Raw genomic sequence first — 23,874 nt, 5'->3', positions numbered from 1 at the left:
GAATCCTCTGCGCCGGATGAAACCGGGATTCGTACCGGGACGCTATCGTGGCAGCGCACGACGTGCTCGACTAGAGAACCCGAATCATCCGCGCCGAAGGTCTTCTGCCGATTCACACCCGAGCAGCCTTGACCTCGTCGAAGAACGCGATGACGGCTGCCTCGTTCTCCGGCGGAACAGTCAGCGATGCCCGTGGACCCGCTACCGCGATCGAGTCGTCGGCGAGCCTGTTCCCGATGGTGAGTTTCAGTCCCGACTTCGACGGTTTCGCCTTCACCGCAATGTGTTCGACATGCCAACGAGCCACTTCGCTCGTGCTCGCGGCGGTGCGGTCGAAGACCTCCACCGTGCGGTGGTCGAGGACCATCACGATGTTGGTCCCGACGGTGACTTCCAGATAGCGCCGTTCCGCCACGGTATACGCCTTTCGGTTAGGTGAAACCGACGCTACACACCGTGGCGGAACTCAGCGTGTCAAAACCTCAGCTGTTCAAGATTTCAGCTGTTCGAAACCTCAGCGGGACGAACTTCCTGCATCCACCGGCAGGGCGACCGACGTGATGTAGCGAGCCTCGTCGGAAGACAGGAACAGAGCAGCGTTCGCTACGTCCACCGGTTCGATCCACGGAATGGCGAGCATGTTCATCGTCATCGCTGCGGCAGCAAATTCTTCGCGCGTCGGGTTCTCGAGATCGGGGCGGAACTTGCCGCGCACCAACGAATTTTGAATCATGAGGGTGTCGACGTTGGTGGGATGGACCGTATTGACGCGTACGTTGTGCGGAGCCAGTTCCTTTGCCAGCGAACGCATCAGACCAACGACTCCATGCTTGGCTGCGGTGTAGTGCGCGACTCCGACCAGCCCCCGAAGTCCGGCGATGGAGCTTGTGAGTGTCATAGATCCCCCGCCCCGCGCGATCAAGTGCGGAGCCGCGACGGTCGTGGTGTGCCACACGCCGGTCAGATTGACGTCCAGCATGGTCTGCCACATCGTTTCCGACATGGTCAGGGCCCCGTCGGAGGACGTGATACCAGCTGTAGCGCAGACGATGTCGAGACCACCGAGCGTTCCGACGGCCGAGTCCACGGCACTGCGTAGTGCCTCGAGATCCCGAACGTCCACTACCGCAGATTCGACCTTTCGCCCCAGCGCCCGGATCTGCGCCACTGTCTCATCGAGATCGGCCTCCGTCGCGGGCGGCGTGACTGTGGTTTCCACCGAAGTGCACACGTCGACCGCGATGATGTCCGCGCCCTCTTCGGCAAAACGCACGGCCTGAGCCCGCCCGATTCCTCGTGCCGCACCCGTGATCAGCGCGATCTTGCCTTCCAATCGAGAAGTCATCAATTCACACTTTCTGGGTCAGGCCGGCGTCGACAACCAACTGACAGCCGGTCATGTAGCGGGACTCCGCGGATGCGAGAAACAGGACCGCATTACTGACGTCCACCGGATCGACCCAGGGAACGGGCAGCAAGTTGCGAGCGCTGAGCACTGCAGCAGCGTCTGCTTCGGTGGGATTCTCGATGTCCGGGCACAGGTTCGCGAACACTCGCTCGTTGATGATCATCGGGGTACGTACCGAACCCGGATGCACGGAGTTGACGCGGATACTCTGCGCCCCCAACTCGTTGGCCAGCGTTCTGGCCAGGCCCACCACGGAGTGCTTGGCTGCGCTGTAATGACTTGCTCCGGCAATACCTTTGATTCCCGCTGTCGAGCTGACCAGAACGACGGATCCACCGTCACCGAAGTGCGGAACGCAGGCCTTGACGGTGTGCCACGCCCCGGTCAGATTGACGTCCAGCGAGCGGTTCCACACTGCAGGATCGATGGTCCACGACGGTCCCGGCGTGTCGTACACACCTGCATTCGCGACCACGACGTCCAACCCGCCGAGTTCGGTAACGCACTCGGCCACGACGGCGGCCAGACCGTCGAAGTCCCGAATATCCGCCACACCGGTGACCGCGACACCGCCTCGATCACGCACTGCCTGAGCGGTTTCCGCCAACCCCGATTGCGCCTGTTCGACATCCAACGCGATCACGGACGCGCCTTCCTCGGCGAGCCGCTCACAGTGTGAGCGTCCCATTCCGCCGGCAGCACCCGTCACGAGCACCCGCTTGCCCTCCAGCCGGCTCATGCGTGCACCGCGCTGTTCAGCTCGAAGCCTCGGTATCCCGCTGCTGCCACGTCTGCACAGATGTCGGAATAGACACCGAAGCCTCCGATGAAGGGCATGAATATCCTCGGCTTTCCCGGGATGTTGGCTCCCATGTACCAGGAGTTCGCGGATGGGAACAATGTTGCCGACGCCCGGCGTGAGCACTCCTCGAGCCAGTTGTCCACGGCTTCGGCACTCGGCTCGATGGTGTCGATGCCCGCCGAATCGAGGTGGTTGATCGCGTCGGCGATCCAGTCGACGTGCTGTTCGGCAGCGAGAATCATGTTGGACAGCACACTCGGGCTGCCCGGGCCGGTGACGATGAACAGGTTCGGGAAGCCGTGAACTCCCAAACCAAGATAGGTTCTCGGACCCGCATGCCAGTTCTCTCGCAAGGTCTCGCCGTTGCGGCCACGGATCTCGATGCGATCGAGTGCCCCGGTCATCGCATCGAAACCGGTGGCGAACACCAATGCGTCGAGTTCGTAGTGCGAGTCGGTCGTCTTGATCCCGGCCTCGTCGATTGCCTCGATCGGTGCGCTCTTGAGATCGACCAGGCTCACGTTGTCACGGTTGTAGCTCTGGTAGTAGTCGGTGTCCGTCACGATCCGCTTGGTCCCGATGGGGTGGTCGTTCGGGATCAGCAGGTCGGCGATGGCCTGATCTTCGACCACCGATCTGATCTTGGCCTCGGCAAATGCGGCCGCCGTCGCGTTGGCGTCGATGTTGCTGGTCTGGTCGGCGAAGGTTTTGGCGAACAGGACACCGCCGAGCTTCCACCGCTCCTCGTAGGCCGCGTTTCTCTCGGCCTCGGATACCTCGAGCGCGCTGCGAGGATCCGAAACGAACGGAGATCCACCGCCACTGCGCTTGGACAGCGCTCGACGCTCGGCGTAGTCGGCCTTGATCTCTGCGCGTCGTTTGTCATCGAGAGGCGTGTTTCCCGCCGGCACACTGTAATTCGCGGACCGCTGGAACACGAAGAGGTGATCGGCCTGCTCGGCGATCAACGGAACGGACTGGATGCCCGACGATCCGGTGCCGATCACTCCCACTCGCTTGCCGGTGAAATCGACGCCCTCGTGCGGCCAGAAGCCGGTGTGGAAGACCTCACCGCCGAAAGTCTCGCGACCTGCAATGTTCGGAACGTTCGCGGTCGAGAGGCTGCCCGTGGCGCACACCACGAACCGCGAGGTGACGTCATGACCACCGTCGGTGTGCACTCGCCACGTCGACGAGTCCTCGTCGAACTGTGCGCTCAGGACACGGGTATCGAAAGTGAACCCACTGCGTAGGTCGAAGCGATCGGCGACGTGATCGAGGTAGGACAGGATCTCCGGCTGCGCGGCGTACTTCTCGCTCCAGTCCCAATCCTGTTGCAACTCTTCGGAGAACGAGTAGGAGTAGTCGAAACTCTCGACATCGCAGCGTGCGCCCGGGTAGCGGTTGAAGTACCACGTGCCGCCCACTCCGGAGCCCGCCTCGAAGCCGTGGACACGCAGCCCCTGCTCGCGAAGTCGGTGCATGGCGTACATGCCGGCGACGCCGGCGCCGATGACTACGACGTCGAGTGGTGCGGTGGAGAAGTCAGGATCGGTCATGGTGGCCACGCTACGAGTGGGTTGAATGGTAGAGGAACAGGTTCTCCCGCTGGGTGGGCGGAGCCTCCACCCCATGACGCTGGGTGGGCGGAGCCTCCACCCCATGACGCTGGGTGGGCGAAGCCTCCACCCCATGACACTGGGTGGGCGAAGCCTCCACCCCATGACACTGGGTGGGCGGAGAGCGCTGTGTCCACCGATCGGGGGACAGCGATGTCGTCCAGCACTCGGACCCGTAGGTGGACAGACCCGAAGGGATTTCGGGGCCATAGTTGTCTCATCACAGAAACACTCGGTCACCGAGACCGACAAATCGAGGAGAACATGATGAGCACCAACACAATTCGACCTGAAGCACTTTCCTTCTCCGGCCTCAGCATGGCAGCTCTGGTTGCCCGCTCCGCCGGTGCGAACACGGTGAAGTCGATGACCGACACATCCGTCACGACGGCGATGATCAGCAATTCGGGTCGCGGGGCCCTGTATCTGGTCGACGCATCCAACCCGAACGGCGACTGGGTCGTCCCGCCGGCGGACTACATCCTCCCCAACATGAACGTGAACGTTGTGGCCACGAGCAAGAACCAGAACGACTTCCCCATCGTGCTCACGTACCGCTCCGACGACGGTGGGGTGTTTGTCTTCAGTGCTACCAACTCGAAGACCAGGGCGGATGCCGGAGGTACGTACGCCCCCGACAGCCACGACGTCACGGTGACGATGACCTCGGGTTACCCGGCCATGAACGTCACGTACGTGCTTCGGTGACGCTTGCTCACTCCAACAATCCCTGCCGCATTGCAGCGGCGACGGCGGCGCCTCGATCGTTGACTCCGAGTTTCTCGTAGAGGCGCTGCACGTGGGTTTTGACGGTGGAGGGCGCAAGAAAGAGTTGTGAGGCAATGGCCGGGATGCTGGCGCCCTGCGCGATCAATCCGAGAACCTCGCGTTCGCGCGCGCTGAGCGTCGGACCGGACGGTTCACTACGACGCCGAACCTCTCCTACCAATCCGGCGGCGATACTGGGCGGCAACACATCTCGTCCCGCAGCACAGTCGAGCACGGCACTCACGATCTCGGCGCGAGTGGATTCCTTCGGCAGGAATCCGGCAGCACCGGCTTGCAGGGCCTGGTACACGACAGACGATTCGTCGTGAGCGCTGAGCAGAAGCACACGCGTCGGAAGCTCGTCTCGAACGACTGCGGCGGCGACCTGAGTTCCATCCAGGTGCGGCATCCGGAAGTCGAGCAGCGCGACCTGCGGGCGTAGTTCGCGGATCATTGCGAGCGCTGCTGCGCCGTCGTCGGCCTCGCCCAGGACGTCGATGCTGTCACTGCCGGTCAGAGCCCGAACCACGCCCTCACGGAACAGTGGGTGATCGTCGCCGACCACCACGGAAACCTTGCCGGCCAGCGGCTTCGTGCCTTCGCGCATTGCTCACTTTCTCACGCCCGTACCAGCAATGCGAGCACTTACGTCTCCCCCGATCGGGGGACAAGAGATTCAACCCCGCCACGGCCCCGTCGGCGGACATACTGCAGCACTCATTCGCGACAAGATTGATTCATCGCCGAGAACGGCAACCACACACCATCCCAGGAGCAGACATCATGCGTACCAACACCACTCGCTTCGTAGCAGTCACCGCAATCGCCCTCGCTGTCGGCGGAACCGCACTGGGAACCGCAGCGATCGCCAACGCCGGCACCATGCCCACCGACGGCCCGACGGTTGCCATGACCATCACCAACAACACCGACAACCCGATGCTGCTGGACAGCGCGTCCAACCCCTACGGACAGTGGATCAACGGCCCGCGCTCCTACCTGGCCCCGCACACCACCGAGATCGTCACCGCCTACAGCAGCGATCCCCGCGGTATCGGTGTCGACGTCACCTACAACGTCGCCGACGGCGTCCAGACGGTCATGGCTGCCAACAACTACGTCGGCAACCCCACCCTCGACGGGACTCGCATCATCGGCGACCCGACGCACGTCATCCTCACCGACTACATGGCCACCGGCTACCCCACGATGAACGCCTCCTACGACGTCTTCACGCAGAACTGAACCAAGCGTTGATGCAACCACGAACTTGATCCGCTACGGCCCACGACCCGGTATCCGCATGGATGTCGGGACGTGGTGTGCGCTGACCAGCTCAGACGCGTTCGACCAACACGCAGCGGGCGCCACTGAAGATCGTGGGCATGCACTTGTTGCAGTGGATGCACAGTGATTGGGTATCGGATTCGGCCGCGATCCGATTGATCAGATCCGGTTCTCTGAGCAGCGCCCGTGCCATGGCGACGAACTCGAACCCTTCCGCCATTGCGGTATCCATGCCCGCTTTGTCCGTGACACCCCCGAGCAGCACGAGCGGCAACTTCACCGCAGCACGAATCTGCCGAGCCTCTTCCAGCATGAACAACGGCTTGTACGGATAGGTATGCAACATGCTCTTACCCACCAATTGCACACCGAGTCGAACAGGTTGCGGCATCGCGGCGGCGAACTCGCGGATCGGCGCATCGCCCTTGAACAGGTACATCGGGTTGAGCAGTGAACTGCCCATCGTCAACTCGAGCGCGTCGACGCTTCCGGATGCTTCGAGCCACTGCGCCACCTGGATTGCTTCGTCCACCCAGAATCCGCCTGGCACACCGTCGTCCATGTTCAGCTTGGCCAAGATCGCGATCTTGTCACCGACGGCATCGCGCACACTGCGTGCAGTTTCGAGTACGACGCGAGCCCGGTTCTCCAGCGATCCGCCGTAGGAGTCCTTACGACGGTTGAGTTTCGGGCTCAGGAACGAGCTCGCGAAATAGTTGTGACCGAAGTGGATCTCGACGGCGTCGAATCCTGCCTCGACGGCAAGTCGCGCAGCGCTCCCGTGCGCGGCCGCAATTCTGATGATGTCCGCTGTCGTGGCAGTGCGAATCATCCTCATGCTCAACGGATTGAACGAACTCGACGGTGCCAGCGCGGGCAGTCCGGTCGACTTCTGATTCGCCACGGGACCGGCATGGCCGAGCTGCGCCGACGCAGCAGCACCTTCGGCGTGAATGGCATCGGTGAGCCGCCGAAGCCCGGGGAGGGCATCGGGCCGCATCCAGAGCTGGCCGTATTCGGTGCGCCCTTCCGGTGCGACGGCGCAATACGCGACGGTGGACATCCCGACTCCGCCGGCGGCTGGGCGACGATGGAACTCGATCAGCTCGTCGGTGACCAGGGCGTCGGGAGTTTTGCCTTCGAATGTCGCGGACTTGATGATTCGATTTCGAAGGGTCACCGGGCCGAGCTTCGCCGGGGCGAGCACGTCGGGAGCAGTGGTCATCGAGTTTGCCTCTCGCGGGAGTTGTTTGCAGGACGGTAGATCGATGGCCCCGAGCCGGCTAGGGCCCGTGCCACGGAGCGGGAAACGGCTTCAGCCCGGCCGAGGTGGCCGGGCTGAAGCCGTCATTGCCGTTCAGACGCGTCCGAAATACGCATCCTTGAGCACTGCCAGGTCGTCGATGTCCTTGGCGTCGGCGTCGAGAACCACCTTGCCGATGTCGAGGACCGTCACATGATCGGCGACGCTCATCGCGGCCTCGACTGCCTGCTCGACCAGTAGAACAGCCAGGCCGGTTTCCTTGAGTTGTTGGACGCGGTCCATCACCTCACCGACGATCACGGGAGCGAGACCGCCCGAAGGTTCGTCGAGAAGGAGCAACCTAGGCTGCGCCATCAGCGCTGCGCCGATCGCGAGCATCTGCTGCTGACCGCCCGACATGGAACCGGCGGGAAGCGAACGCTTCTCCCCCAGGATCGGGAACATCTCGTACATCGATTCGACGGATTCCATAAGCTCGCCGCGCTTTGCCTTGCGGGTGTACCCGCCCAGCAGGAGGTTCTGCTCGACGGTCTGCTTGTGGAAGACCCGCTTGCCCTCCTGCACGTACGCCATCCCCTGTCGTACCCGTTTGTGCGCGGGGACTCCGGTGATGTCGGCGCCGTCCATCTCGACGGTTCCGGAGGCCACCTTGTTGAGGCCGGACAGGGCACGGAGCGTGCTCGTCTTGCCTGCGCCGTTGCGTCCGAGCAGGGCGGTCACCTGACCGGGATAGACGTCGAACGAGACATCCCAGACGACGCGCAGATCGCCGTACCCGGTCTGCAAGTTTCGGACCTTCAGAATCGGTTCCATCACTTCACCTCACTGGTCTGATGGTCTACCGCGCCGATTTCTTCGAGAAGTGCTTCTTCGTCACCGGACTTGACTCCGAGGTACTCGCTCAAGACGCGTGGGTGATGTTCGATGGTTGCCGCATCGCCGGTGGCGATCACCTGCCCTTGCGCCAGCACGACTATCTCGTCGGCCAGCGAGAGGACGAGGCGGAAGTTGTGCTCCACCAACACCACTGTCGCCCCGGCATCTCGCAGTACCCGGATCAGATCTGCCAGGCGTTCGAGTTCGTCCTCGTCGAGTCCGGATGCCACCTCGTCGAAGAGGACGACCCTCGGTTCGGCGATGACGGCGCGAGCAACCTCGAGCATGCGACGCATCCCCAGGGGCAGCGACGTCGCGATCTCGTTGCGCAAGTGCGACATCCCCACGAGTTCGAGGACACGCTCGGCCTCGACGATGTCGGCCTTCGCGATCCTGCGGAAGCTGGGCAGGCGAAGCACAGCCGACGCCATCGACGCTCGGTGCACCGAATAACGTCCGGATGCAACAGCTTCCAGAACCGTGATGTTTTCCGGAATCGTCGGAGTTTGGAACGTGCGCGCCACACCCACGCGCGCCACCTTGTGCGGCGACGACTGCGAGACCACCGTGTCACCGATCGTGATCACGCCCGCATCTGCGGTGTAGAAGCCGCAGATCATGTTGAGCATGGTCGTCTTACCCGAACCGTTGGGCCCGATCAACGCGGTGACCTTACCGGCCTCTGCGGTCAGGGTTGCCGCATTGAGCGCCTGGTTGCCACCGAACGCTTTGGACACTCCGTCGACCACCAACCGTGCTCCGTTGATCGGCGCCAGTTCCGGTGTCCCACCGCTGTTTTCCTTTGCAGTGACTACGCCCAGGCCGGCCTTGCGATCGAGTTTCGAGACGATCGCTCGCCCGACCTTGGTCAAACCCCCGGAGAGAAGCACACCGCCGATGATCAGGAAGCCGCCATAGAAGATCAGCGAATACTCCTGGAACGCCGTCGACTGGTTGGGACCGAGCTGCATGATCGCGGCACCGACCACGGCGCCGTACACACTTGCCGCACCGCCGAGGATCGACGCCGCCAGAACTGCTGTGGCAAAGGTGAACCCGAAGGCTTCCGGCGAGATGAACAGGTCGGTGTTGGCGAACAGCGCACCCGCCAGACCGGCGGGGAACGCACCGATGGCATAACCGAGCAGCTTCATCCGGAACACCGATACACCCTGCGACGACGCCAGAACCGGCGACTGCTTGAGCGTGCGGAACGCGATGCCGTGCCGCGAGACCACCAGGTTACGCATCACCGCGAACCAGAGCACGGTCACGACGACGACCACCATGTAGTACTGCTGGGTGTCGAGTTCGGAACCGAAGAACGTCGGCGGCTCCATACCGGTGAGGCCGTTTCGGCCGCCGGTCTTGCCACCGAAGATCGCCAGTACGTCCGGTACCAGCAGAACCAGGAAGAACGACGTCATCGCCAGGGACCAGTTGCCCAGGCGCAGACCGGGAACACCGGTCAGGATTCCGACCGCCAGTGCCACTGCTCCGGAGGCAGCAAGCTGAAGCAGAATGTCGGTGTGACCTGCCTGGGACATCAGACCCGCGGTGTAGGCACCGGCCGCGTACATCGCTGCCTGGCCGAGTGCCAGTTCACCGGCAAAGCCGAGGCTCAAGTTCAGGCCACTGACCACAAGTGCCAGGATGCAGGCCAATTGAATCTGACGTGATGTCGACAGGTCGAGTCCCATCACGGGCAGCAGCAGGATCACCACGGCCAGGACGAGTGGGATGATCCAGCTCGGTAGGGAACGGAAAGTCCGCCACGCACTTACCATCTCACACCACCCGTTCTCGGACATTGCCGAACAGTCCAGCCGGTTTGACCATCAAGATGACGATCAGCACCGTGAAGACGGCGATATTGCTGTACTGACTTCCCGCCCACAGGGCGGTGAACGATTCCACCAGGCCGACGGTCAGACCGCCGATCAAAGCGCCAGGCAGAGAGCCGAACCCGCCGATCGCCAACGCCACGAATCCCTTGAGGGCCAACGCTGCACCCAACGTCGCAACTGCAAACGTCTTGGGGCCGACGAAGAGTCCGAGGACACCGGCCAAGGCACCCGAGAAGGCAAACGCTCCCAGTGCCAACCGTCGTACGTTGACTCCTCGCAGCATCGCCGCTTCACGATCCTCGGAGATGCCGATCAGAGCCAGACCCGTCATCGTTTTCTTCGAGACGTAACTCAACCCGACGACCAGTGCGATCGCCGCAACCAGCAGAGCGATCTCGACCGGGTAGGTACGGCCGCCGAGCAGGGTGATCGGTTCGTTCGATCCGAAGAACGGAACCGTGAGAGGTTCACTACCCCAGATCAATTGAGTGGCGCCGTTGAGCAGAGTTGCGACACCCAACGTCGTGACCAACTGGTTCTGGTGATCGGCCACCGGTCTGATCGCGACGATCTCCTCGACCGAGGCGAGGAGCATCACGGTCACGGTAGCCATGACGGCCACCACGAGAACGGGGAGTTTCAGGGTCACCAGACCCGTGTAGGCGACAAAGGTGCCCACCATCATCAGCTGAGCTTGAGCGAAGTTGAATGTGTTGGAGGAAACGAAAACGATGTTGTACCCGATGGCAACCAGCACGTAAACCGCGCCGAGCGCCAATCCGGACCACAGAATGGTCATGACGCAGCCGGGTTTCCGAACTGACCGTTGAGGATCTTCGTCGGGCTGATGAACTTCAGCTCGCTGGTGTCCGGGTTCGGGCCGTGGTTGTCGGAGCTGAAGTTGTAGCGCGAGAGGAAGGCGGTCTTGGCATTCTCCTGGACCTCAGTGGTTTCCAGTGCTTCGGCGAGCTTCTTCGGATCGCTCGAACTGCCGACCTTCTCCGCTGCCGCCGCGACGAGGGGGAATGCGTCGTAGTTGTCCGCGAGGATCAGCGTCGACGGGATGGAGCCCAGCGAAGCCATCGTGTCCACCATAGTGTTGACGAGTGCGTTGTTCGGATCGAACACCGTGCTGCTGAACACCTGCGTCACCAGGTTCTTCACCTGCGGGGTGCCGAGCACACCGGCCGGCGGATCATTCGCGATCAGGTTGGTGGCAGACACCGAGGTGTTTCCGACCAGCGGCACGTCCCAGCCGAGTCGCTCGAGGCTTTGCAACACGTATCCGAGAGGAGCGCCGTACGCATCCAAGGCGATTGCCGCGGCACCCGAATTCTTGAGCGACTGCAACTGCGCCGTCATGTCCAAAGCGGCGGCGTCGTACTCCTCGTTACCGGCGGCCTTCAGACCTGCGGATTGCAAAGCACTGGTCATTTCTTCGCCGAACAGCTCACCGTAAGCGGTGCTGCCGTGCAAGACTCCGACGCTGCTGTAACCCTTGGACTTCGCGTACTCGGAAATTCCGCGAGCGGTATCGGTCGCACCCGGAGCCAGATCGAAGTTGAGCGGGAACTTCGAGGGGTCCGTCGAATCGGGCGAGGGAGCCATGCTCATCGAGAGAATGTTGTTCTGCTTGAGGATCGGCAGAACCGCAGCCGCGATCGACGACGGACCCGAGTTCAGGTAGAGGTCAGGCTTGTTCCCCGAATTGATGGCTTCGCGCAGCTTGGTGACGGCGATGGTTGCGTCACCCGCGTCGTCCACCGTAGTGAGCTCGATCTGACGGCCACCGATCCCCCCGGCTTCGTTCTGGACCTGAACGCCCGCCTTGGTGGCGAGCAGCGAGGTCTGCGAATTAGCCGCGAGGACTCCCTGTGCGCTGATCCCGCCGGTCAGCAGCACACGGTAGGGCGAGTCCGCACCTCCGTCGGACTCCGAAGAACCACTGCACCCTGCAAGAGCCAGAGCCGTCACGGCAACTGCCGCAACAAGAATGGGCCGACGATTCATGTCTGCACTCCTAGAACACATGTATGCACCGAACGTCAGGCGAATACCTGACGAAAGAATGATCGGCCGGTGGACGTGCCTGATTTCGAGCACCAGCCAACCAAGCACCCGCTTGATGATCTAGCAAGCAGTTGCTTGGGATGGAGCATAGAATGTGATCTGGATAACGTCAAACGCTGAAAAGTGGAGTCATGGAAGCGGACGCTATGCACATTGAGGCGGCGTCGACAGATCTCTTCCCGCTGGGTGGAAACGCCGAAACGGCTCCACGCCCTGGCGGATTCGACGAAATGAATCCGACAGGGCGTGGAGCCGTTTGTGTAAAGGTCCGACTATCGCTGGTTGCGGGGCTTCCAGACCACCAACGCGTTGTTGCGCGGAATCGGCACGAGATCCCGGCGATAGCCCGCATGGACTTTCGCGATCTCCTCGGCCAATTCGCGGACGCGATGCTGCAGAGCCTCGACCTGGTTGGTCAGTTCGATGATTCGTTTGATTCCGGCAAGGTTGACTCCCTCGTCCTGCGAAAGCCGTTGTACTTCACGAAGAAGCGCAACATCGCGCGGGGAGTAGCGTCGTCCGCCACCGGTGGTTCGATGCGGGGTGACCAACCCGAGTCGGTCGTAGTTACGCAAAGTCTGCGCGTGCATTCCGGCCAACTCGGCTGCCACCGAGATCACGAAGATCTGAGCGTCAGGATCGACCGTCGCATCCCATTGATTCTGCGGTCGCTCTGTCATCATGCACCGGCCCACCCGGCCCGTGGATCGAACCCGCTCGCCTTCTCGGCTTCGAGATAGGTTTTCAGCGCTTCGATCGCCGGGTCGTCCAACTTCTGCGGAACGGATACCTTGACCGTGACCAGAAGGTCACCGGCACCGTCCGGCCGCTTGGGGATACCGCGTCCGCGAACTCGCAGAATGCGTCCGTCCACCGTTCCAGCCGGAACCTTCACTCCGACACGGCCTTCCAAAGTCGGCACGGACAGTGTCGTTCCCAGCACCAGCTCGCCGTAGCTCACCGGAACCGTCAGTGTCAGGTCGTCGCCGTTGCGTCCGAAGACACTGTCCGGCTTGACGCGGATGTTGACGAACAGGTCGCCGGCCGGAGCGCCGCGGAGTCCCGCTTCGCCCTTGCCCTTGAGTCTGATCTTCTGACCGTCGCTCACACCGGCAGGCACGCGAACCGTGATGGTCCGTGTGCGATTGGTGACTCCGCTACCGTGGCAGTCTTCACACGGCGAGTCGATGATCGAGCCGGTTCCCCGGCAATCGTCACACGGCTCACTGAATCCGAAGGCGCCCTGGTTCCGGCTGACCACGCCGGTTCCGTTGCAATGTGGGCACACTCGCGGGCTGGTGCCTGGCTTTGCGCCGCTGCCGTGACACGTGGTGCACGACGTAGGGCTGGTCAGACGAAGAGGGACGGTGACACCGAGCGCTGCTTCACGAAAGGCGAGCGTCGTCTCGGTCTCGAGATCCTTGCCTCGACGCGGGCGGTTGGGCGCAGCTGTTCGCTGGCCCGCTCCCCCGCGGTTGAACAATCCGCCGAAGATGTCTCCGAGACCCGAGTCCTGCCCACCGGCCCCGCCGCCGAACAGGTCGTTGATGTCGAAACCACCAGCGCCGGGGTTGAATCCGCCGCCGCCCTGCGCGCGGGGGCCGAAGCCGCCGCTGGCAAAGAGGCGCCGAGCCTCGTCGTACTCCTTGCGCTTGTCCGGATCAGACAGAACGGCATGAGCTTCACTGACGGACTTGAAACGCTCTTCGGCCTTCGCATCGTCAGGGTTGGCGTCGGGATGAAGATCCCGAGCCAGCTTGCGATACGCCTTCTTGATTTCGTCGGCCGTCGCGGTGGACGAGACGCCCAGCTCCTTGTAGAAGTCCTTCTCGATCCACTCCCGTTGACTCACTGGGCGTCTCCTCCTCTCACTCTTACTTCGCTTCTTGTTCTGAACCGTCTGCAGGCTTGTCGCCTACCCGGTCCGTCACGGCCACCATTGCGGTCCGAAGGACCCGGTCGCCGAGCTTGTATCCCTTGCGCATGACCGTCCCGAGTACCGGATCGTGGCCTTCGCCTTCATGTTGCACCGCTTCGTGGAGTGCGGGATCGAAATCGTCACCCTCGCTACCGAAGTCGGTCAAACCCAGACCCGTCAGAGTCGTGTTGAGTTTGTCTGCGAGTGCACGCAGTGGACCCGATTCGAGGTCACCGTGTGCCCGAGCGCGATCCAGGTCGTCGAGAATTCCGATGAGCTCGGTGATGACCGAAGCCCGCGCGGTTTCCTTGATGACCTGCTTGTCACGCTCGACGCGACGACGGTAGTTGGTGAACTCCGCCTGAAGTCGCTGCAGATCCGCAGTCCGTTCGGCGAGCTGATCGGTGGCGGATGCTTCCTCCACGATCGACTCTGCTTCCTGAACTACCCCTGTGTCTTCCGAGTCGAGCGGCGGCAGGGATTCCCCCGCCGCCTCTCCCTGTGCACCGGTCTCGGGGTCGACCGGGTTGTTCTCGGGGTTGTCCGAGGTCACTTCTTGTCCGAGTCGGTGGGCTCGTCGACAACCTCGGCGTCGACGACGTCGTCGTCAGTGCCTGCGCCGTCGGTGTTTCCGGCCTCGTTTGCAGCGGAAGCCTCGTAGATGGCCTGGCCCAGAGCCTGCGACTCGGTGCCCAGCTTCTCCACTGCGGTCTTCACTGCAGCGATGTCGGTGCCTGCCAGGGCGTCGTTGACGTCCTTGACCGCTGCCTCGACCTTGGTCAGGATCTCCTCGGAGACCTTGCCCGCGTTCTCACCTTCACGCTGCTCCTTGACGAACTTCTCCGTCTGGTGGACCAGCGACTCGGCCTGGTTGCGAACCTCTGCCTCTTCGCGACGGGCCTTGTCTTCCTCGGCGTGAGCCTCGGCGTCCTTGACCATGCGCTCGATCTCTTCCTTGGACAGACCGGAGCCGTCCTGGATCTTGATCGTGTTTTCCTTGCCGGTGCCCTTGTCCTTCGCCGTCACGTGCACGATGCCGTTGGCGTCGATGTCGAAGGTGACCTCGATCTGCGGAACGCCACGCGGGGCGGGCGGCAGATCGGTGAGCTCGAAGGAGCCGAGCAGCTTGTTGTGCGAAGCGATTTCGCGCTCACCCTGGAAGACCTGGATCTGCACCGAAGGCTGGTTGTCGTCAGCGGTGGTGAAGGTCTCGGAACGCTTCGTGGGGATCGTGGTGTTGCGCTCGATGAGCTTGGTCATCACGCCACCCTTGGTTTCGATGCCGAGGGAAAGCGGCGTGACGTCGAGGAGCAGAACGTCCTTGACCTCACCCTTGAGCACACCGGCCTGGAGTGCGGCGCCGACGGCGACGACCTCGTCCGGGTTGACGCCCTTGTTGGGCTCACGGCCACCGGTCAGTTCACGAACCAGATCGGAGACGGCCGGCATACGGGTGGAGCCACCGACGAGCACGACATGGTCGATGTCCTTGACGGCGATTCCACTGTCCTTGATCACTGCCTGGAACGGCGCACGAGTGCGATCGAGCAGGTCCGAGGTGATCTTCTGGAACTCGCTGCGGGTGAGCTGCTCGTCCAGGAAGAGCGGGTTCTTGTCCGCGTCGACCGTGATGTACGGGAGGTTGATGGAGGTGCTCTGCGAGCTGGAGAGCTCGATCTTCGCCTTCTCCGCAGCCTCACGCAGACGCTGCAGGGCCATCTTGTCCTTGGTCAGATCGATGCCGTTCTGAGCCTTGAACTTGTCGACCAGCCAAGCGACGACGCGCTCGTCCCAGTCGTCGCCACCGAGGTGGTTGTCACCGGAGGTTGCGCGAACCTCGACGACACCGTCGCCGATTTCGAGCAGGGAGACGTCGAAGGTGCCGCCACCGAGGTCGAAGACCAGAATGGTCTGCTCGGTGTCACCCTTGTCGAGTCCGTATGCCAGTGCAGCCGCGGTGGGCTCGTTGACGATACGAAGGACGTTGAGGCCGGCGATCTGGCCGGCTTCCTTGGTTGCCTGACGCTGTGCGTCCTCGAAGTACGCGGGGACGGTGATGACGGCGTCGGTGATGTCTTCGCCGAGGTAAGCCTCCGCGTCACGCTTGAGCTTCATGAGCGTGCGGGCGCTGATTTCCTGCGGCGTGTACTTCTTGCCGTCGATTTCCACGTTCCAGTCAGTGCCGATGTGGCGCTTGACGGAGCGGAGGGTGCGGTCGACGTTCGTGACTGCCTGGTTCTTCGCGGGCTGACCGACGAGAACCTCGCCGTTCTTGGCAAATGCGACCACCGAGGGGGTGGTACGTGAGCCTTCGGCGTTGGCGACCACTACTGGCTCGCCGCCCTCCAGCACTGCAACTACCGAGTTGGTCGTACCGAGATCGATACCGACTGCACGAGCCATAGTGTTCCTACCTTTCGTTCTGCGGTTCTCTGCCCGAGTGGTTGATCTCGAACATGACCGCGAGTTTTTCGCTTGGTGAGCGTCCTCCGCTCAAGTTTGCCTCCGACCGTGGCCGAGAGTCAACTTGAAGTTGAGCCGAGGGCGCTCAAGCTTGTCGAAATGGTCAACTACAGCCCACGTAGATTTGTTCCCGCCTTCCCCGAAAAGCCGAAAAAGTGCGCCACATCACTTCCGCATCTCTCCGAATGGCTACGATCGGCCGGTGACCGATCCCGACAATTCTCCCGCTCGACCTCCTCGCCCGTCACCTCCACGCCCGGCACCCGAGCGACCCGACGTCTCGGTTCGGCCGCTCCGACCTGCAGCGAGCGACGAGACACCCAAAGCCGTGACATTGTCCACCTCTGCCTGGATCGGCTCGTTCGTCGTCCTGGCCGGAATCGCCGGAGTGGTAGTCACCAGCCTCGACGACGTCCGGTCGGCTCTCGAAGAATCGACTGCGCGCGACAATCCCGGATACTCGTCCACCGACATCTCCGATGCCGTGACCGTCGTACTCGCCGGCAGCGGCGGCGGCGCTCTCGTCCTGGTCCTGCTCGCACTCATGAGCCTTCAACTCCTCCGCGCACGCAAGAACGCCGGGCGGGTGATGACGGCGATCGTGGGAGTCGTGAGCATCGCGGCCGGACTCGGCTTCATGTCTCTGGTCGACGGCGCAGCAGACATCGGCGCCGGAGTTCTGAGATGGGGTCCGATTCTCTACTGCGCCCTGGTCGCGGTGGCGGCGATCGCTCCGTTCGCTCCCGGTGTCAGCACCTGGCTGCGGGGACGCCGATGAAGGTTCACGTACAACTGGACTCCGCGCCGGGCGCGGGCGCTGCTCGTAGCCGTGAACTCGCGGAGACCGGCGCCGGTGGCCTGTTCACGTTCGAGGGACCACACGACGTGTTCTTCCCGCTCGTCGAAGCAGCATCGGCCGTCGACCTCGACCTGATGACCAACGTCGCCATCGCATTCCCCCGCAGTCCCATGCATCTGGCGCATTCGGCCAACGACCTGCAGTTGCTCAGTCGCGGCCACTTTCGACTGGGTCTCGGATCGCAGATCAAACCGCACATCGAAAAACGCTACAGCGCAACGTGGTCGCGTCCGGCGGCCCGCATGAAGGAGACGGTCGCAGCGGTCAAGGCGATCTTCACTGCGTGGGAGAACACCTCGACGCTGAACTTCCGCGGCGAGTTCTTCACCCACACGTTGATGCCTCCGACGTTCGATCCCGGCCCCAACCCCTATGGGCCGCCGCCCATCCTGATGGGTGCGCTCGGACCGGTGATGACCAGGACGGCTGCCGAGGTGGCCGACGGACTACTGGTCATGCCGTTCCACACGCAACGTCATTTCCTCGAACGAACACTTCCGGCCGTCGATGCCGGTCTTCGCGAATCCGGCCGCACCCGAGACGAATTCACGATCATCCCGCAGGTCATCGTCGGCGTCGGCCGCGGCGACGATCAACTTGCCGCGGCCGCCAGAGGCGTCCGAGCCCTGCTCTCGTTCTACGGTTCGACGCCCGCATACCGTCCGGTGCTCGACGTCGAAGGGTGGGGCGAGGTCCAACCGGAACTCAATGCCCTGTCGAAGCGAGGTGGCTACACCGAGATGGCGTCGCTGATCACCGATCCGATGCTGACCACACTCGCCGTCGTCGGCACTCCCGAAGAGTGCGCCACCGAGATTCGGCGGCGGTTCGGCGAACATGCCGACGAAGTGTGCTGCTATTTCCCCGGTTACGACGTAGAACCGTCAGACGTGGCGTCGATGATCTCGTCTCTCACCTGAACCCGGTCGAACTTCTTGATCAGGCCCCCAAGGTACGGGCCAGCTCGGTCAACGATTCCCGGGCAGCACGCAGGCTCGCGTCACCCTGCTCGATCAGAGGTGCCATTGCCGGAATACGTTGCGCCAAAGTCAGTTCCGCGGTGATGACGGAGACATCCATTCCCATCGACACCCCGAGCACCTGAACGAGTGGCGGGACGGTGTGATCGTTGGCCTCGTTTCCCGAGCCCGGCGCATAGGTGTTTCCGCGGCTGGAGACGATCACCACCGGCTTACCTGCCAGAGGCTGAGTACGCGTGTCGAAAGGGACCGTAGTCCCCAGGACGTGTACGTAGTCGATCCACGCCTTCAACGTGGACGGGATCGACCAGTTGTACATCGGCGCACCGATCACGACGACGTCTGCAGCGGTAAGTTGCTCGATGACCCGAGCCTGGAGTGCTTCCGCGGCGGGATCCGGAATCTCGCCCTCGACTCGCAAGCGTGGTGCATAGTGCAGGGCCGCGTCCGCGAGGTGCGGCAAGGGATCCCGGTGCAGGTCCAACGTCACCGTCGTGTGATCCGGACTGTTCTTCGACCACTGCTGAGCGAACAGTGCGGTCAGATCACGTGAGGTCGAGTGGTGGAGTTCGGCGGACGAATCGATGTGAAGTAGCTGTGGCATCCCTCATCACTACCAGAGCGCGCTCAACTCTTCTCCGCGGCTAGATCGGATTCCGCCGCGTACTGCGCCAGCAGGACTCGTTCGCGCTCGCGACGCGGATAGAAGAACGTCACCACCGCGGCACCGGCACACACGATGATGATCGCCGCGATGTAGGCGTTTGTATCCCCGTCCAGGAAGGCGTTTTTGGCGGCGGTCATGATTTGCTCCGCGTATTGCGGGTAGCGTTCCGCGAGAACTTCGGCGCTGGAGAAGGATTTGGTGAGCGCGGCCTGAGTTTCGGGAGTCACTTCGGATGCGTTCGGCGAGGACGAGATCGCATTTCCCAACGATTTTGCGTACCCGGCCGTGAGTATTCCGCCGAGAATCGACTGCATGATGGCGCCGCCCAGGTCGCGTTGCAGGTCTGAGGTTCCCGACGCCATACCAGCGCGGTGCACGGGAACGGATCCGGTCAGCGAACGCGATGCCGGTGTGCCGGCCAGACCGACGCCGATGCCGACAAGCGCATAGGCCAGCGCGACCTGCCAATACTGTGTGCTTTCGTTCCACAGGAACAGCGCGACGAACAACCCGAGAACCACGAACAGGTAGCCGGCGAGCAGCGTGACGCGGGCGCCGTACCTTTCGATCATGGTCGCCGAGCGCGGCGCGACGATCACCATCGCCAGCGCAGCCGGAATGATCGCCGCACCGGCTGCCAGCGTCGAGTACCCGAGGACGTTCTGCAGGAACTGCTGGCCGATGAACATCGCGCCCATGAGCGAACCGAACACGACCAACCCACCCACCGCCGCGACCCAGAAGGTCGGGCGCGCAGCTACGTGAAGATCGAACAGCGGATTGGCCGCGCGTCGCTGTTGCAGGAAGAACCCGATACCCGCGACAACTGCTATCGCCCCGAGCACCAGAGCCAACGTGCCCGAACCCTTCACCGGCGCAAAGTTGATGGACAACACCAGAGCCCCGATGAAGACAATCGACACTATGCCGCCGAGGTGATCGACTCGCTCGGTCGTCTCGTTGACGTGAGCGGGAACCAACACCAGGGAACAGATCAGTGCCACAAGGGCCAAGGGAAGGGTGACGAAGAAGACCGAACCCCAGTGAAACTGCTCGAGCAGCGCCCCCGAGACGATCGGACCGAGTGCTGAAATCGCGCCACCGATTGCCGACCACATGGCAATCGCCTTGGTTCGTGCCGGTCCGGCCCACAACGCCGTGATGATTGCCAGCGTGGTCGGGAACGCCAGACCTGCCGAGACGCCTCCGACTATCCGAGCGAGGAACAGCACTTCGAAGTTCCCGGCGAATCCCGCCACGATCGACGCCGGAATGGACAGCGCCATGCCGGTGACCAGCAACATCTTGCGGCCGTATCGGTCTCCCAAGGCCCCCAGGTAGAGCACCGTTCCGGCCAGGCCCAGCGAGTAGCCGACCGCGATCAGGTTCAGTTGCGTCTGACTGGCGTCGAAAGCCCGCCCGATATCGGGCAAAGCGACATTCGCGACCGAGAGATTGAGGTTCGCGACCGCAGCGACCAGGATGAGCGTCCCCAGGACGAGGGTGGCTCGATCCGGTGAAGCGGACTTGATGTCACTCGCCATGCGCGTGCTCCCATCGAGGTGGGACCCGAACCTGGGAGTTATGTCCGGATCATCCCGAACTCAAGATAGAACCCTCGTCCGGCGCTCGCATAGTGAACGGGTCCCTATTCGGGCACAATTTCAGCCAGGACGCCCTCGGCGCTGCGGGCGGCGACCAGGCAGGCGCGCGAGGTGAACCTGTCGAAGAGCGGATGTCTGGACAACTCGCGCCATCTGCGGACAGCCGCCGTGGCCCGCGCACGCTGCACCTCCGGCGATTCTTCCGGTTCGCAGCCCAACCGGTCACTTGCCCGGATTCCGTAGCCGCCGATCAGTCTTTGCAGTTGTGCCAGGTCGTCGGGTGGCAGATCCGTGTGTACCGAACGAAGACGCCCGAGCAGGCGAAGTTCGTGAAAGCCGTGAACATCGGCAAGCAACCGTTGCGCCTCCGCCGCGATCTGATCGCCTTCCTCGCTCGGATCGGCTTCGAGGATTCTTCCCAGCGTCACCAGCGCCGTGTGCGATTTGAGCTGATCTGCCCGCTGCCCGAATTGAACGTCGATCACCTGACGCAGTTCGTTCAGGCCGCTGCGCTCCAACAATTCGGCCGCCAGGGACGGTGAATCGGTCGCCCCCAACTTGATCGACGTCACGGCGAGGCGAATTCCGAAGAGCCCGAACCGATCGGCCAATTGCGCCCGCATCGCCGCATCGACCGGCAGCGGACTGTCCTGCCTGGCAAAGCGATCCGCGGAGAGCAGTGCAAGGCTCAGATCCTCGGCTGGAACCTGCGCGAGCGCCGAGAAGGCCGCGAACTCGCTCTGCCTCATCGTCCGAGCAGCGAGCGCGAGTAGACCTGCCACCGGAACCACCGACTGGCACAGGCCGGTTCGCTCCAACTCCTCGGCGAATCGCGCCGCGACGTCCTTCGCCGAAGACAACGCGTCGAGCCTGCCTGCGCCGACCTCATCGGCACGCGAGAGCACTCCGATCACTCCGAGTGGCCCGGATTCTCCGCCCACGTGATCCGCGATCTTCCCGAGGAACTGCATGTCACTGGCGTTGAGAGCCCGCAAGAGGTAGACCACTGCATCCGCGCCCGGTGCCTCACCGTCGGGAACGAGCATGTCCCAGGTGCGGGCCGAGACCTCGGTCGAGAGCGACGAGGTGCCCGGTGTGTCGATGATCGTCGTACGAGCCAATGCCGAAGACGGCCAGTCGACGTCGATGCGGTCCACCGAGTCTGCGGTGTACTCGCCCAGATCGAACGTGAGCCTGCCGTCGCGGCGCGTCACCGGCACGTTGAACTCGGCACCGTTCTCGGCCGTCGCGGTCACCTGCGGCGTCGTCCCGTTCCGATACCAGGTGACGACGCGTGTGCATTCCGTCGCGTCGGTAGGCGCTATATCCTGTCCGACAAGCGAATTGAGCAGCGTCGACTTACCCGCTTTGAGGGAGCCGGCGAGCGCCACCCGGAGTGGCTCGTCGAGCCTGTCCGCACATTCTTCCAACTGGGCGCGCGTCTGCGGCTGATCGGCGTAGGCACGTCTGGCGTGGTCGATCAGGGCGTGTGCCGACTCCACTGCGGTCACGGTGGTCGTGGCATTCATGCGTTGGTCACCTTTGCCGAGGCAGGAGCGGGAGTTTCGCCGATCAGCGTTCCGGCAACGGCGTCGAGCTCCGCGACGACGCGCATGTCGGTCTCCAGACGCTTGATCCGAGCGGCATGTTCACTCGACTCCAACTGCGCGGCTTCCTGAGTGGCGCGGAGGGATTCGTTGATCGAGCGCAACGCCTGCTCGGCGATGTCGGTGAAGTGATCACGCAACAGCCGCTGCACCAGGCGTAGGCGATCCTTCGACTCCTTGCCCACCTGGAAGCTGACGTCGTCGGCAAACCGTCGGATAGCCGCTTTCGCCTCAGCGCGACGCTTGAGCACCTGAGCCTGCTTGTCTTCACGATAAGCCTTGGTGCCCAGCAGAACCCCGGCGCCGATGGAGATCGGGTTAACCAGAGCCATGCCCATCATCGTGGTGATCAAGCCGAACATGAGCACGCCGCCGTACGAGCCGCGCATGCCGACCAGGACTTTCTGAGTGATGCCGATTCGGCCGGATTCGAGGTCCGCCAATGCACCGACCGGTTCCAGGAAACCGTCGGTGTCGGCGACGTCGAGATGCGGGAGCGCGACGTCACCGGTCTCCGCAAAGTGCTGCGCCACAACTTCTGCCAGCCACTGTGCGCGATCATGCGCCCACACGAAGTTGTCACCGATCGCGGTGGCGATCTCCTGTTCGAGCCACTCCCCCACGACGTCCCAGTCCTTACCGGGATCGCCTTCGTCGACCGTCTCCTCGGCCTGGCGGGTCACCCGGCGCAACCGGTCCCGGAGGTCGTGATCGATGTCGGCGGCGAGGTCTGCGATGCCGTCACCGAGGCTCTGCTGCCACAGTGAGGTCTTCTTGTGCAGTTCCTCGGCCGCTGCCCGGGCACGCTGCAGTCCCGCGACCGCTGCCTGAGCGGTCGACGGATCCTTCAGCGCCGCAAGCTCACTGCCCATCTCCAACGTCAGATGCGCTGCCGCAGAACGCACATCCATCGCAACTGCGCGTCGAGTATTCGATTCGGCACGCGCAACGACGTTGTCCCGCAAGAACTGATAGAGGTCCAAAAATCCGGATTCCGCTTCGAGTTCCTTGTCCCCCAGCCTCAGCGCGTGCGAGCGCAGTACCGAGGAGATCGGAATGAGCGGCAGATCCAACCCGGCACGCTGGAGATGTCCGCGATCGGCGTCGAGGATCTGCCGCCAATGCGGGTACAGATCGGTCTTGCTGATCAGCCCGGCTACCGCAGGACACAGATTGACGACCTGGCGGATGAATCCCAGCTCCGGTTCGGTGAACTCCTGGCTGGAGTCCGACAGAACCAACACTGCATCGGCCGCAGTGATCAATCCCAATGTTCCTGCAGCATGAGGATTTCCATGACCGCCGACACCAGGGGTGTCGATCAGAACCAAACCGTCGGCCAACAGCGGACTGGGAACACCCACTTCCACACGCAGAACCTCACGCCCTTCGGCGCGAGGCGTGGCCGGGGTGATCCCCATCAGTTCCTCGAGCGGGAGGGGCACCCGAATGGGCGCCGCACCCGGATCGGCGAGAATCAGTTCGGCGACCGCGGTCTCCGCGTACTGGACTACCGTCGCCACGGCCGTGGTCTCGTCGTCACCGACCGAGCACACGTCGATGCCGAGCAGAGAATTGACGAACTGGCTCTTGCCCTGCTTGAGGGGTCCGACCACCACGATGCGAATACGCGGGTCGTTGACTCTCACCTGAGCGTTCTCGAGTCGGCGCACCAGATCCGTGCGCCCGAAATCCTTCGCCACGACGGCTGTTCGTTCGAGCAACGACGCCGTCGACGACGCGACGCGCGCCTTCCGGCTGCTTACCTGACTCGCTGAATCACTCATGAGCTACGTTGACCCGCAATTCTTCCCGACTCGAATATCCGGCCCTGC

At 63.0% G+C, this 23,874-nt stretch carries 22 protein-coding genes; 4 read left to right on the top strand and 18 right to left on the bottom strand.

From position 1 onward, the window contains the following. Window positions 1–112 precede the first annotated feature (112 nt). The 4 genes from M0639_RS06760 to M0639_RS06745 form a co-directional block, all read right to left on the bottom strand. Window positions 113–415 carry a hypothetical protein gene (locus M0639_RS06760; RefSeq protein ID WP_007726715.1) on the bottom strand — a complete coding sequence of 101 codons (303 nt, stop codon included), beginning with the start codon at window positions 413–415 and terminating at the stop codon, window positions 113–115. A gap of 99 nt (window positions 416–514) precedes the next feature. Next, on the bottom strand, window positions 515–1,345 hold the full coding sequence (locus M0639_RS06755) for a mycofactocin-coupled SDR family oxidoreductase (protein ID WP_064074638.1): 831 nt from the start codon (window positions 1,343–1,345) through the stop codon (window positions 515–517). A 4-nt stretch (window positions 1,346–1,349) separates the two neighbouring features. Next, on the bottom strand, window positions 1,350–2,147 hold the full coding sequence (locus M0639_RS06750) for a mycofactocin-coupled SDR family oxidoreductase (RefSeq protein WP_064074637.1): 798 nt from the start codon (window positions 2,145–2,147) through the stop codon (window positions 1,350–1,352). Beyond that, window positions 2,144–3,769: a flavin-containing monooxygenase gene (locus M0639_RS06745; protein ID WP_007726712.1), complete on the bottom strand. Its 1,626-nt coding sequence runs from the start codon at window positions 3,767–3,769 to the stop codon at window positions 2,144–2,146. Before M0639_RS06745 ends, M0639_RS06750 begins: the two co-directional genes overlap by 4 nt. A 327-nt stretch (window positions 3,770–4,096) precedes the next feature. Between M0639_RS06745 and M0639_RS06740 the strand changes: the two genes are divergently transcribed. Then, window positions 4,097–4,537 (top strand): hypothetical protein, encoded by a 441-nt coding sequence (locus tag M0639_RS06740; RefSeq protein ID WP_047269511.1) that lies wholly within the window; start codon window positions 4,097–4,099, stop codon window positions 4,535–4,537. 7 nt (window positions 4,538–4,544) lie between these two features. On the opposite strand, the gene M0639_RS06735 is transcribed toward M0639_RS06740, so the two are convergent. After that, window positions 4,545–5,204 carry a response regulator gene (locus M0639_RS06735; RefSeq protein ID WP_007726710.1) on the bottom strand — a complete coding sequence of 220 codons (660 nt, stop codon included), beginning with the start codon at window positions 5,202–5,204 and terminating at the stop codon, window positions 4,545–4,547. Between the two features lie 176 nt (window positions 5,205–5,380). Here M0639_RS06735 and M0639_RS06730 point away from each other — a divergent pair, with 176 nt between their 5' ends. Next, a complete protein-coding gene (locus tag M0639_RS06730) occupies window positions 5,381–5,842 on the top strand; it encodes a hypothetical protein (protein ID WP_007726708.1) in 462 nt (153 codons plus the stop codon). 91 nt (window positions 5,843–5,933) lie between these two features. Here M0639_RS06730 and M0639_RS06725 read toward each other — a convergent pair whose 3' ends face one another. The 9 genes from M0639_RS06725 to dnaK form a co-directional block, all read right to left on the bottom strand. Next, window positions 5,934–7,109, bottom strand: coding sequence for an NADH:flavin oxidoreductase (locus M0639_RS06725; protein ID WP_064074636.1), 1,176 nt, complete (start codon window positions 7,107–7,109; stop codon window positions 5,934–5,936). Between the two features lie 132 nt (window positions 7,110–7,241). Next, on the bottom strand, window positions 7,242–7,961 hold the full coding sequence (locus M0639_RS06720) for an ABC transporter ATP-binding protein (RefSeq protein ID WP_003944438.1): 720 nt from the start codon (window positions 7,959–7,961) through the stop codon (window positions 7,242–7,244). After that, the gene (locus tag M0639_RS06715) at window positions 7,961–9,811 is read right to left on the bottom strand and encodes a branched-chain amino acid ABC transporter ATP-binding protein/permease (RefSeq protein ID WP_003944379.1); all 1,851 of its coding nucleotides are present in this window, start codon (window positions 9,809–9,811) and stop codon (window positions 7,961–7,963) included. Before M0639_RS06715 ends, M0639_RS06720 begins: the two co-directional genes overlap by 1 nt. A gap of 1 nt (window position 9,812) precedes the next feature. After that, complete coding sequence (locus M0639_RS06710) at window positions 9,813–10,670, bottom strand: branched-chain amino acid ABC transporter permease (protein WP_007726703.1); 858 nt, start codon at window positions 10,668–10,670, stop codon at window positions 9,813–9,815. Then, on the bottom strand, window positions 10,667–11,881 hold the full coding sequence (locus tag M0639_RS06705) for an ABC transporter substrate-binding protein (RefSeq protein ID WP_064074635.1): 1,215 nt from the start codon (window positions 11,879–11,881) through the stop codon (window positions 10,667–10,669). Before M0639_RS06705 ends, M0639_RS06710 begins: the two co-directional genes overlap by 4 nt. Before the next feature lie 332 nt (window positions 11,882–12,213). Next, window positions 12,214–12,624: a heat shock protein transcriptional repressor HspR gene (locus M0639_RS06700; RefSeq protein ID WP_003944355.1), complete on the bottom strand. Its 411-nt coding sequence runs from the start codon at window positions 12,622–12,624 to the stop codon at window positions 12,214–12,216. Then, window positions 12,621–13,793, bottom strand: coding sequence for a molecular chaperone DnaJ (dnaJ, locus tag M0639_RS06695; protein WP_003944329.1), 1,173 nt, complete (start codon window positions 13,791–13,793; stop codon window positions 12,621–12,623). The genes M0639_RS06700 and dnaJ overlap by 4 nt, the downstream gene beginning before the upstream one ends. A 22-nt stretch (window positions 13,794–13,815) precedes the next feature. Next, window positions 13,816–14,412 (bottom strand): nucleotide exchange factor GrpE, encoded by a 597-nt coding sequence (gene grpE, locus M0639_RS06690; protein WP_003944430.1) that lies wholly within the window; start codon window positions 14,410–14,412, stop codon window positions 13,816–13,818. Then, window positions 14,409–16,262: a molecular chaperone DnaK gene (gene dnaK / locus M0639_RS06685; protein ID WP_064074634.1), complete on the bottom strand. Its 1,854-nt coding sequence runs from the start codon at window positions 16,260–16,262 to the stop codon at window positions 14,409–14,411. Before dnaK ends, grpE begins: the two co-directional genes overlap by 4 nt. Before the next feature lie 262 nt (window positions 16,263–16,524). Between dnaK and M0639_RS06680 the strand changes: the two genes are divergently transcribed. Together M0639_RS06680 and M0639_RS06675 are read left to right on the top strand one after the other, a co-directional pair. Further along, window positions 16,525–17,100 (top strand): hypothetical protein, encoded by a 576-nt coding sequence (locus M0639_RS06680; RefSeq protein WP_039972689.1) that lies wholly within the window; start codon window positions 16,525–16,527, stop codon window positions 17,098–17,100. Continuing rightward, the gene (locus M0639_RS06675) at window positions 17,097–18,101 is read left to right on the top strand and encodes a TIGR03617 family F420-dependent LLM class oxidoreductase (protein WP_042452226.1); all 1,005 of its coding nucleotides are present in this window, start codon (window positions 17,097–17,099) and stop codon (window positions 18,099–18,101) included. Before M0639_RS06680 ends, M0639_RS06675 begins: the two co-directional genes overlap by 4 nt. Before the next feature lie 19 nt (window positions 18,102–18,120). On the opposite strand, the gene M0639_RS06670 is transcribed toward M0639_RS06675, so the two are convergent. The 4 genes from M0639_RS06670 to M0639_RS06655 all read right to left on the bottom strand — a co-directional run bounded on the left by M0639_RS06670 (window position 18,121) and on the right by M0639_RS06655 (window position 23,826). After that, complete coding sequence (locus tag M0639_RS06670; protein ID WP_007726694.1) at window positions 18,121–18,765, bottom strand: FMN-dependent NADH-azoreductase; 645 nt, start codon at window positions 18,763–18,765, stop codon at window positions 18,121–18,123. A 23-nt stretch (window positions 18,766–18,788) separates the two neighbouring features. Beyond that, window positions 18,789–20,372, bottom strand: coding sequence for an MFS transporter (locus M0639_RS06665; RefSeq protein WP_064074633.1), 1,584 nt, complete (start codon window positions 20,370–20,372; stop codon window positions 18,789–18,791). Window positions 20,373–20,476: 104 nt separating this feature from the next. Continuing rightward, complete coding sequence (locus M0639_RS06660) at window positions 20,477–21,961, bottom strand: dynamin family protein (RefSeq protein ID WP_064074632.1); 1,485 nt, start codon at window positions 21,959–21,961, stop codon at window positions 20,477–20,479. Continuing rightward, window positions 21,958–23,826, bottom strand: coding sequence for a dynamin family protein (locus tag M0639_RS06655; protein ID WP_007726689.1), 1,869 nt, complete (start codon window positions 23,824–23,826; stop codon window positions 21,958–21,960). Before M0639_RS06655 ends, M0639_RS06660 begins: the two co-directional genes overlap by 4 nt. Between the last annotated feature and the right edge of the window lie 48 nt (window positions 23,827–23,874).

Source organism: Rhodococcus qingshengii JCM 15477 (assembly GCF_023221595.1).
Lineage (GTDB): Bacteria > Actinomycetota > Actinomycetes > Mycobacteriales > Mycobacteriaceae > Rhodococcus_F > Rhodococcus_F qingshengii.
The sequence above is the reverse complement of the archived record's forward strand: the minus strand, read 5'-3'. Positions and strand labels throughout refer to the sequence as shown.

What these genes read in the sequence shown, in the direction of transcription:
- M0639_RS06755 (WP_064074638.1), bottom strand. Translation starts at nt 1,345, where the DNA reads ATGACTTCTCGATTGGAAGGCAAGATCGCGCTGATCACGGGTGCGGCA.
- M0639_RS06750 (WP_064074637.1), bottom strand. Translation starts at nt 2,147, where the DNA reads ATGAGCCGGCTGGAGGGCAAGCGGGTGCTCGTGACGGGTGCTGCCGGC.
- M0639_RS06745 (WP_007726712.1), bottom strand. Translation starts at nt 3,769, where the DNA reads ATGACCGATCCTGACTTCTCCACCGCACCACTCGACGTCGTAGTCATC.
- M0639_RS06740 (WP_047269511.1), top strand. Translation starts at nt 4,097, where the DNA reads ATGAGCACCAACACAATTCGACCTGAAGCACTTTCCTTCTCCGGCCTC.
- M0639_RS06735 (WP_007726710.1), bottom strand. Translation starts at nt 5,204, where the DNA reads ATGCGCGAAGGCACGAAGCCGCTGGCCGGCAAGGTTTCCGTGGTGGTC.
- M0639_RS06730 (WP_007726708.1), top strand. Translation starts at nt 5,381, where the DNA reads ATGCGTACCAACACCACTCGCTTCGTAGCAGTCACCGCAATCGCCCTC.
- M0639_RS06725 (WP_064074636.1), bottom strand. Translation starts at nt 7,109, where the DNA reads ATGACCACTGCTCCCGACGTGCTCGCCCCGGCGAAGCTCGGCCCGGTG.
- M0639_RS06720 (WP_003944438.1), bottom strand. Translation starts at nt 7,961, where the DNA reads ATGGAACCGATTCTGAAGGTCCGAAACTTGCAGACCGGGTACGGCGAT.
- M0639_RS06715 (WP_003944379.1), bottom strand. Translation starts at nt 9,811, where the DNA reads ATGGTAAGTGCGTGGCGGACTTTCCGTTCCCTACCGAGCTGGATCATC.
- M0639_RS06710 (WP_007726703.1), bottom strand. Translation starts at nt 10,670, where the DNA reads ATGACCATTCTGTGGTCCGGATTGGCGCTCGGCGCGGTTTACGTGCTG.
- M0639_RS06705 (WP_064074635.1), bottom strand. Translation starts at nt 11,881, where the DNA reads ATGAATCGTCGGCCCATTCTTGTTGCGGCAGTTGCCGTGACGGCTCTG.
- M0639_RS06700 (WP_003944355.1), bottom strand. Translation starts at nt 12,624, where the DNA reads ATGATGACAGAGCGACCGCAGAATCAATGGGATGCGACGGTCGATCCT.
- dnaK (WP_064074634.1), bottom strand. Translation starts at nt 16,262, where the DNA reads ATGGCTCGTGCAGTCGGTATCGATCTCGGTACGACCAACTCGGTAGTT.
- M0639_RS06675 (WP_042452226.1), top strand. Translation starts at nt 17,097, where the DNA reads ATGAAGGTTCACGTACAACTGGACTCCGCGCCGGGCGCGGGCGCTGCT.
- M0639_RS06670 (WP_007726694.1), bottom strand. Translation starts at nt 18,765, where the DNA reads ATGCCACAGCTACTTCACATCGATTCGTCCGCCGAACTCCACCACTCG.
- M0639_RS06665 (WP_064074633.1), bottom strand. Translation starts at nt 20,372, where the DNA reads ATGGCGAGTGACATCAAGTCCGCTTCACCGGATCGAGCCACCCTCGTC.
- M0639_RS06660 (WP_064074632.1), bottom strand. Translation starts at nt 21,961, where the DNA reads ATGAATGCCACGACCACCGTGACCGCAGTGGAGTCGGCACACGCCCTG.
- M0639_RS06655 (WP_007726689.1), bottom strand. Translation starts at nt 23,826, where the DNA reads ATGAGTGATTCAGCGAGTCAGGTAAGCAGCCGGAAGGCGCGCGTCGCG.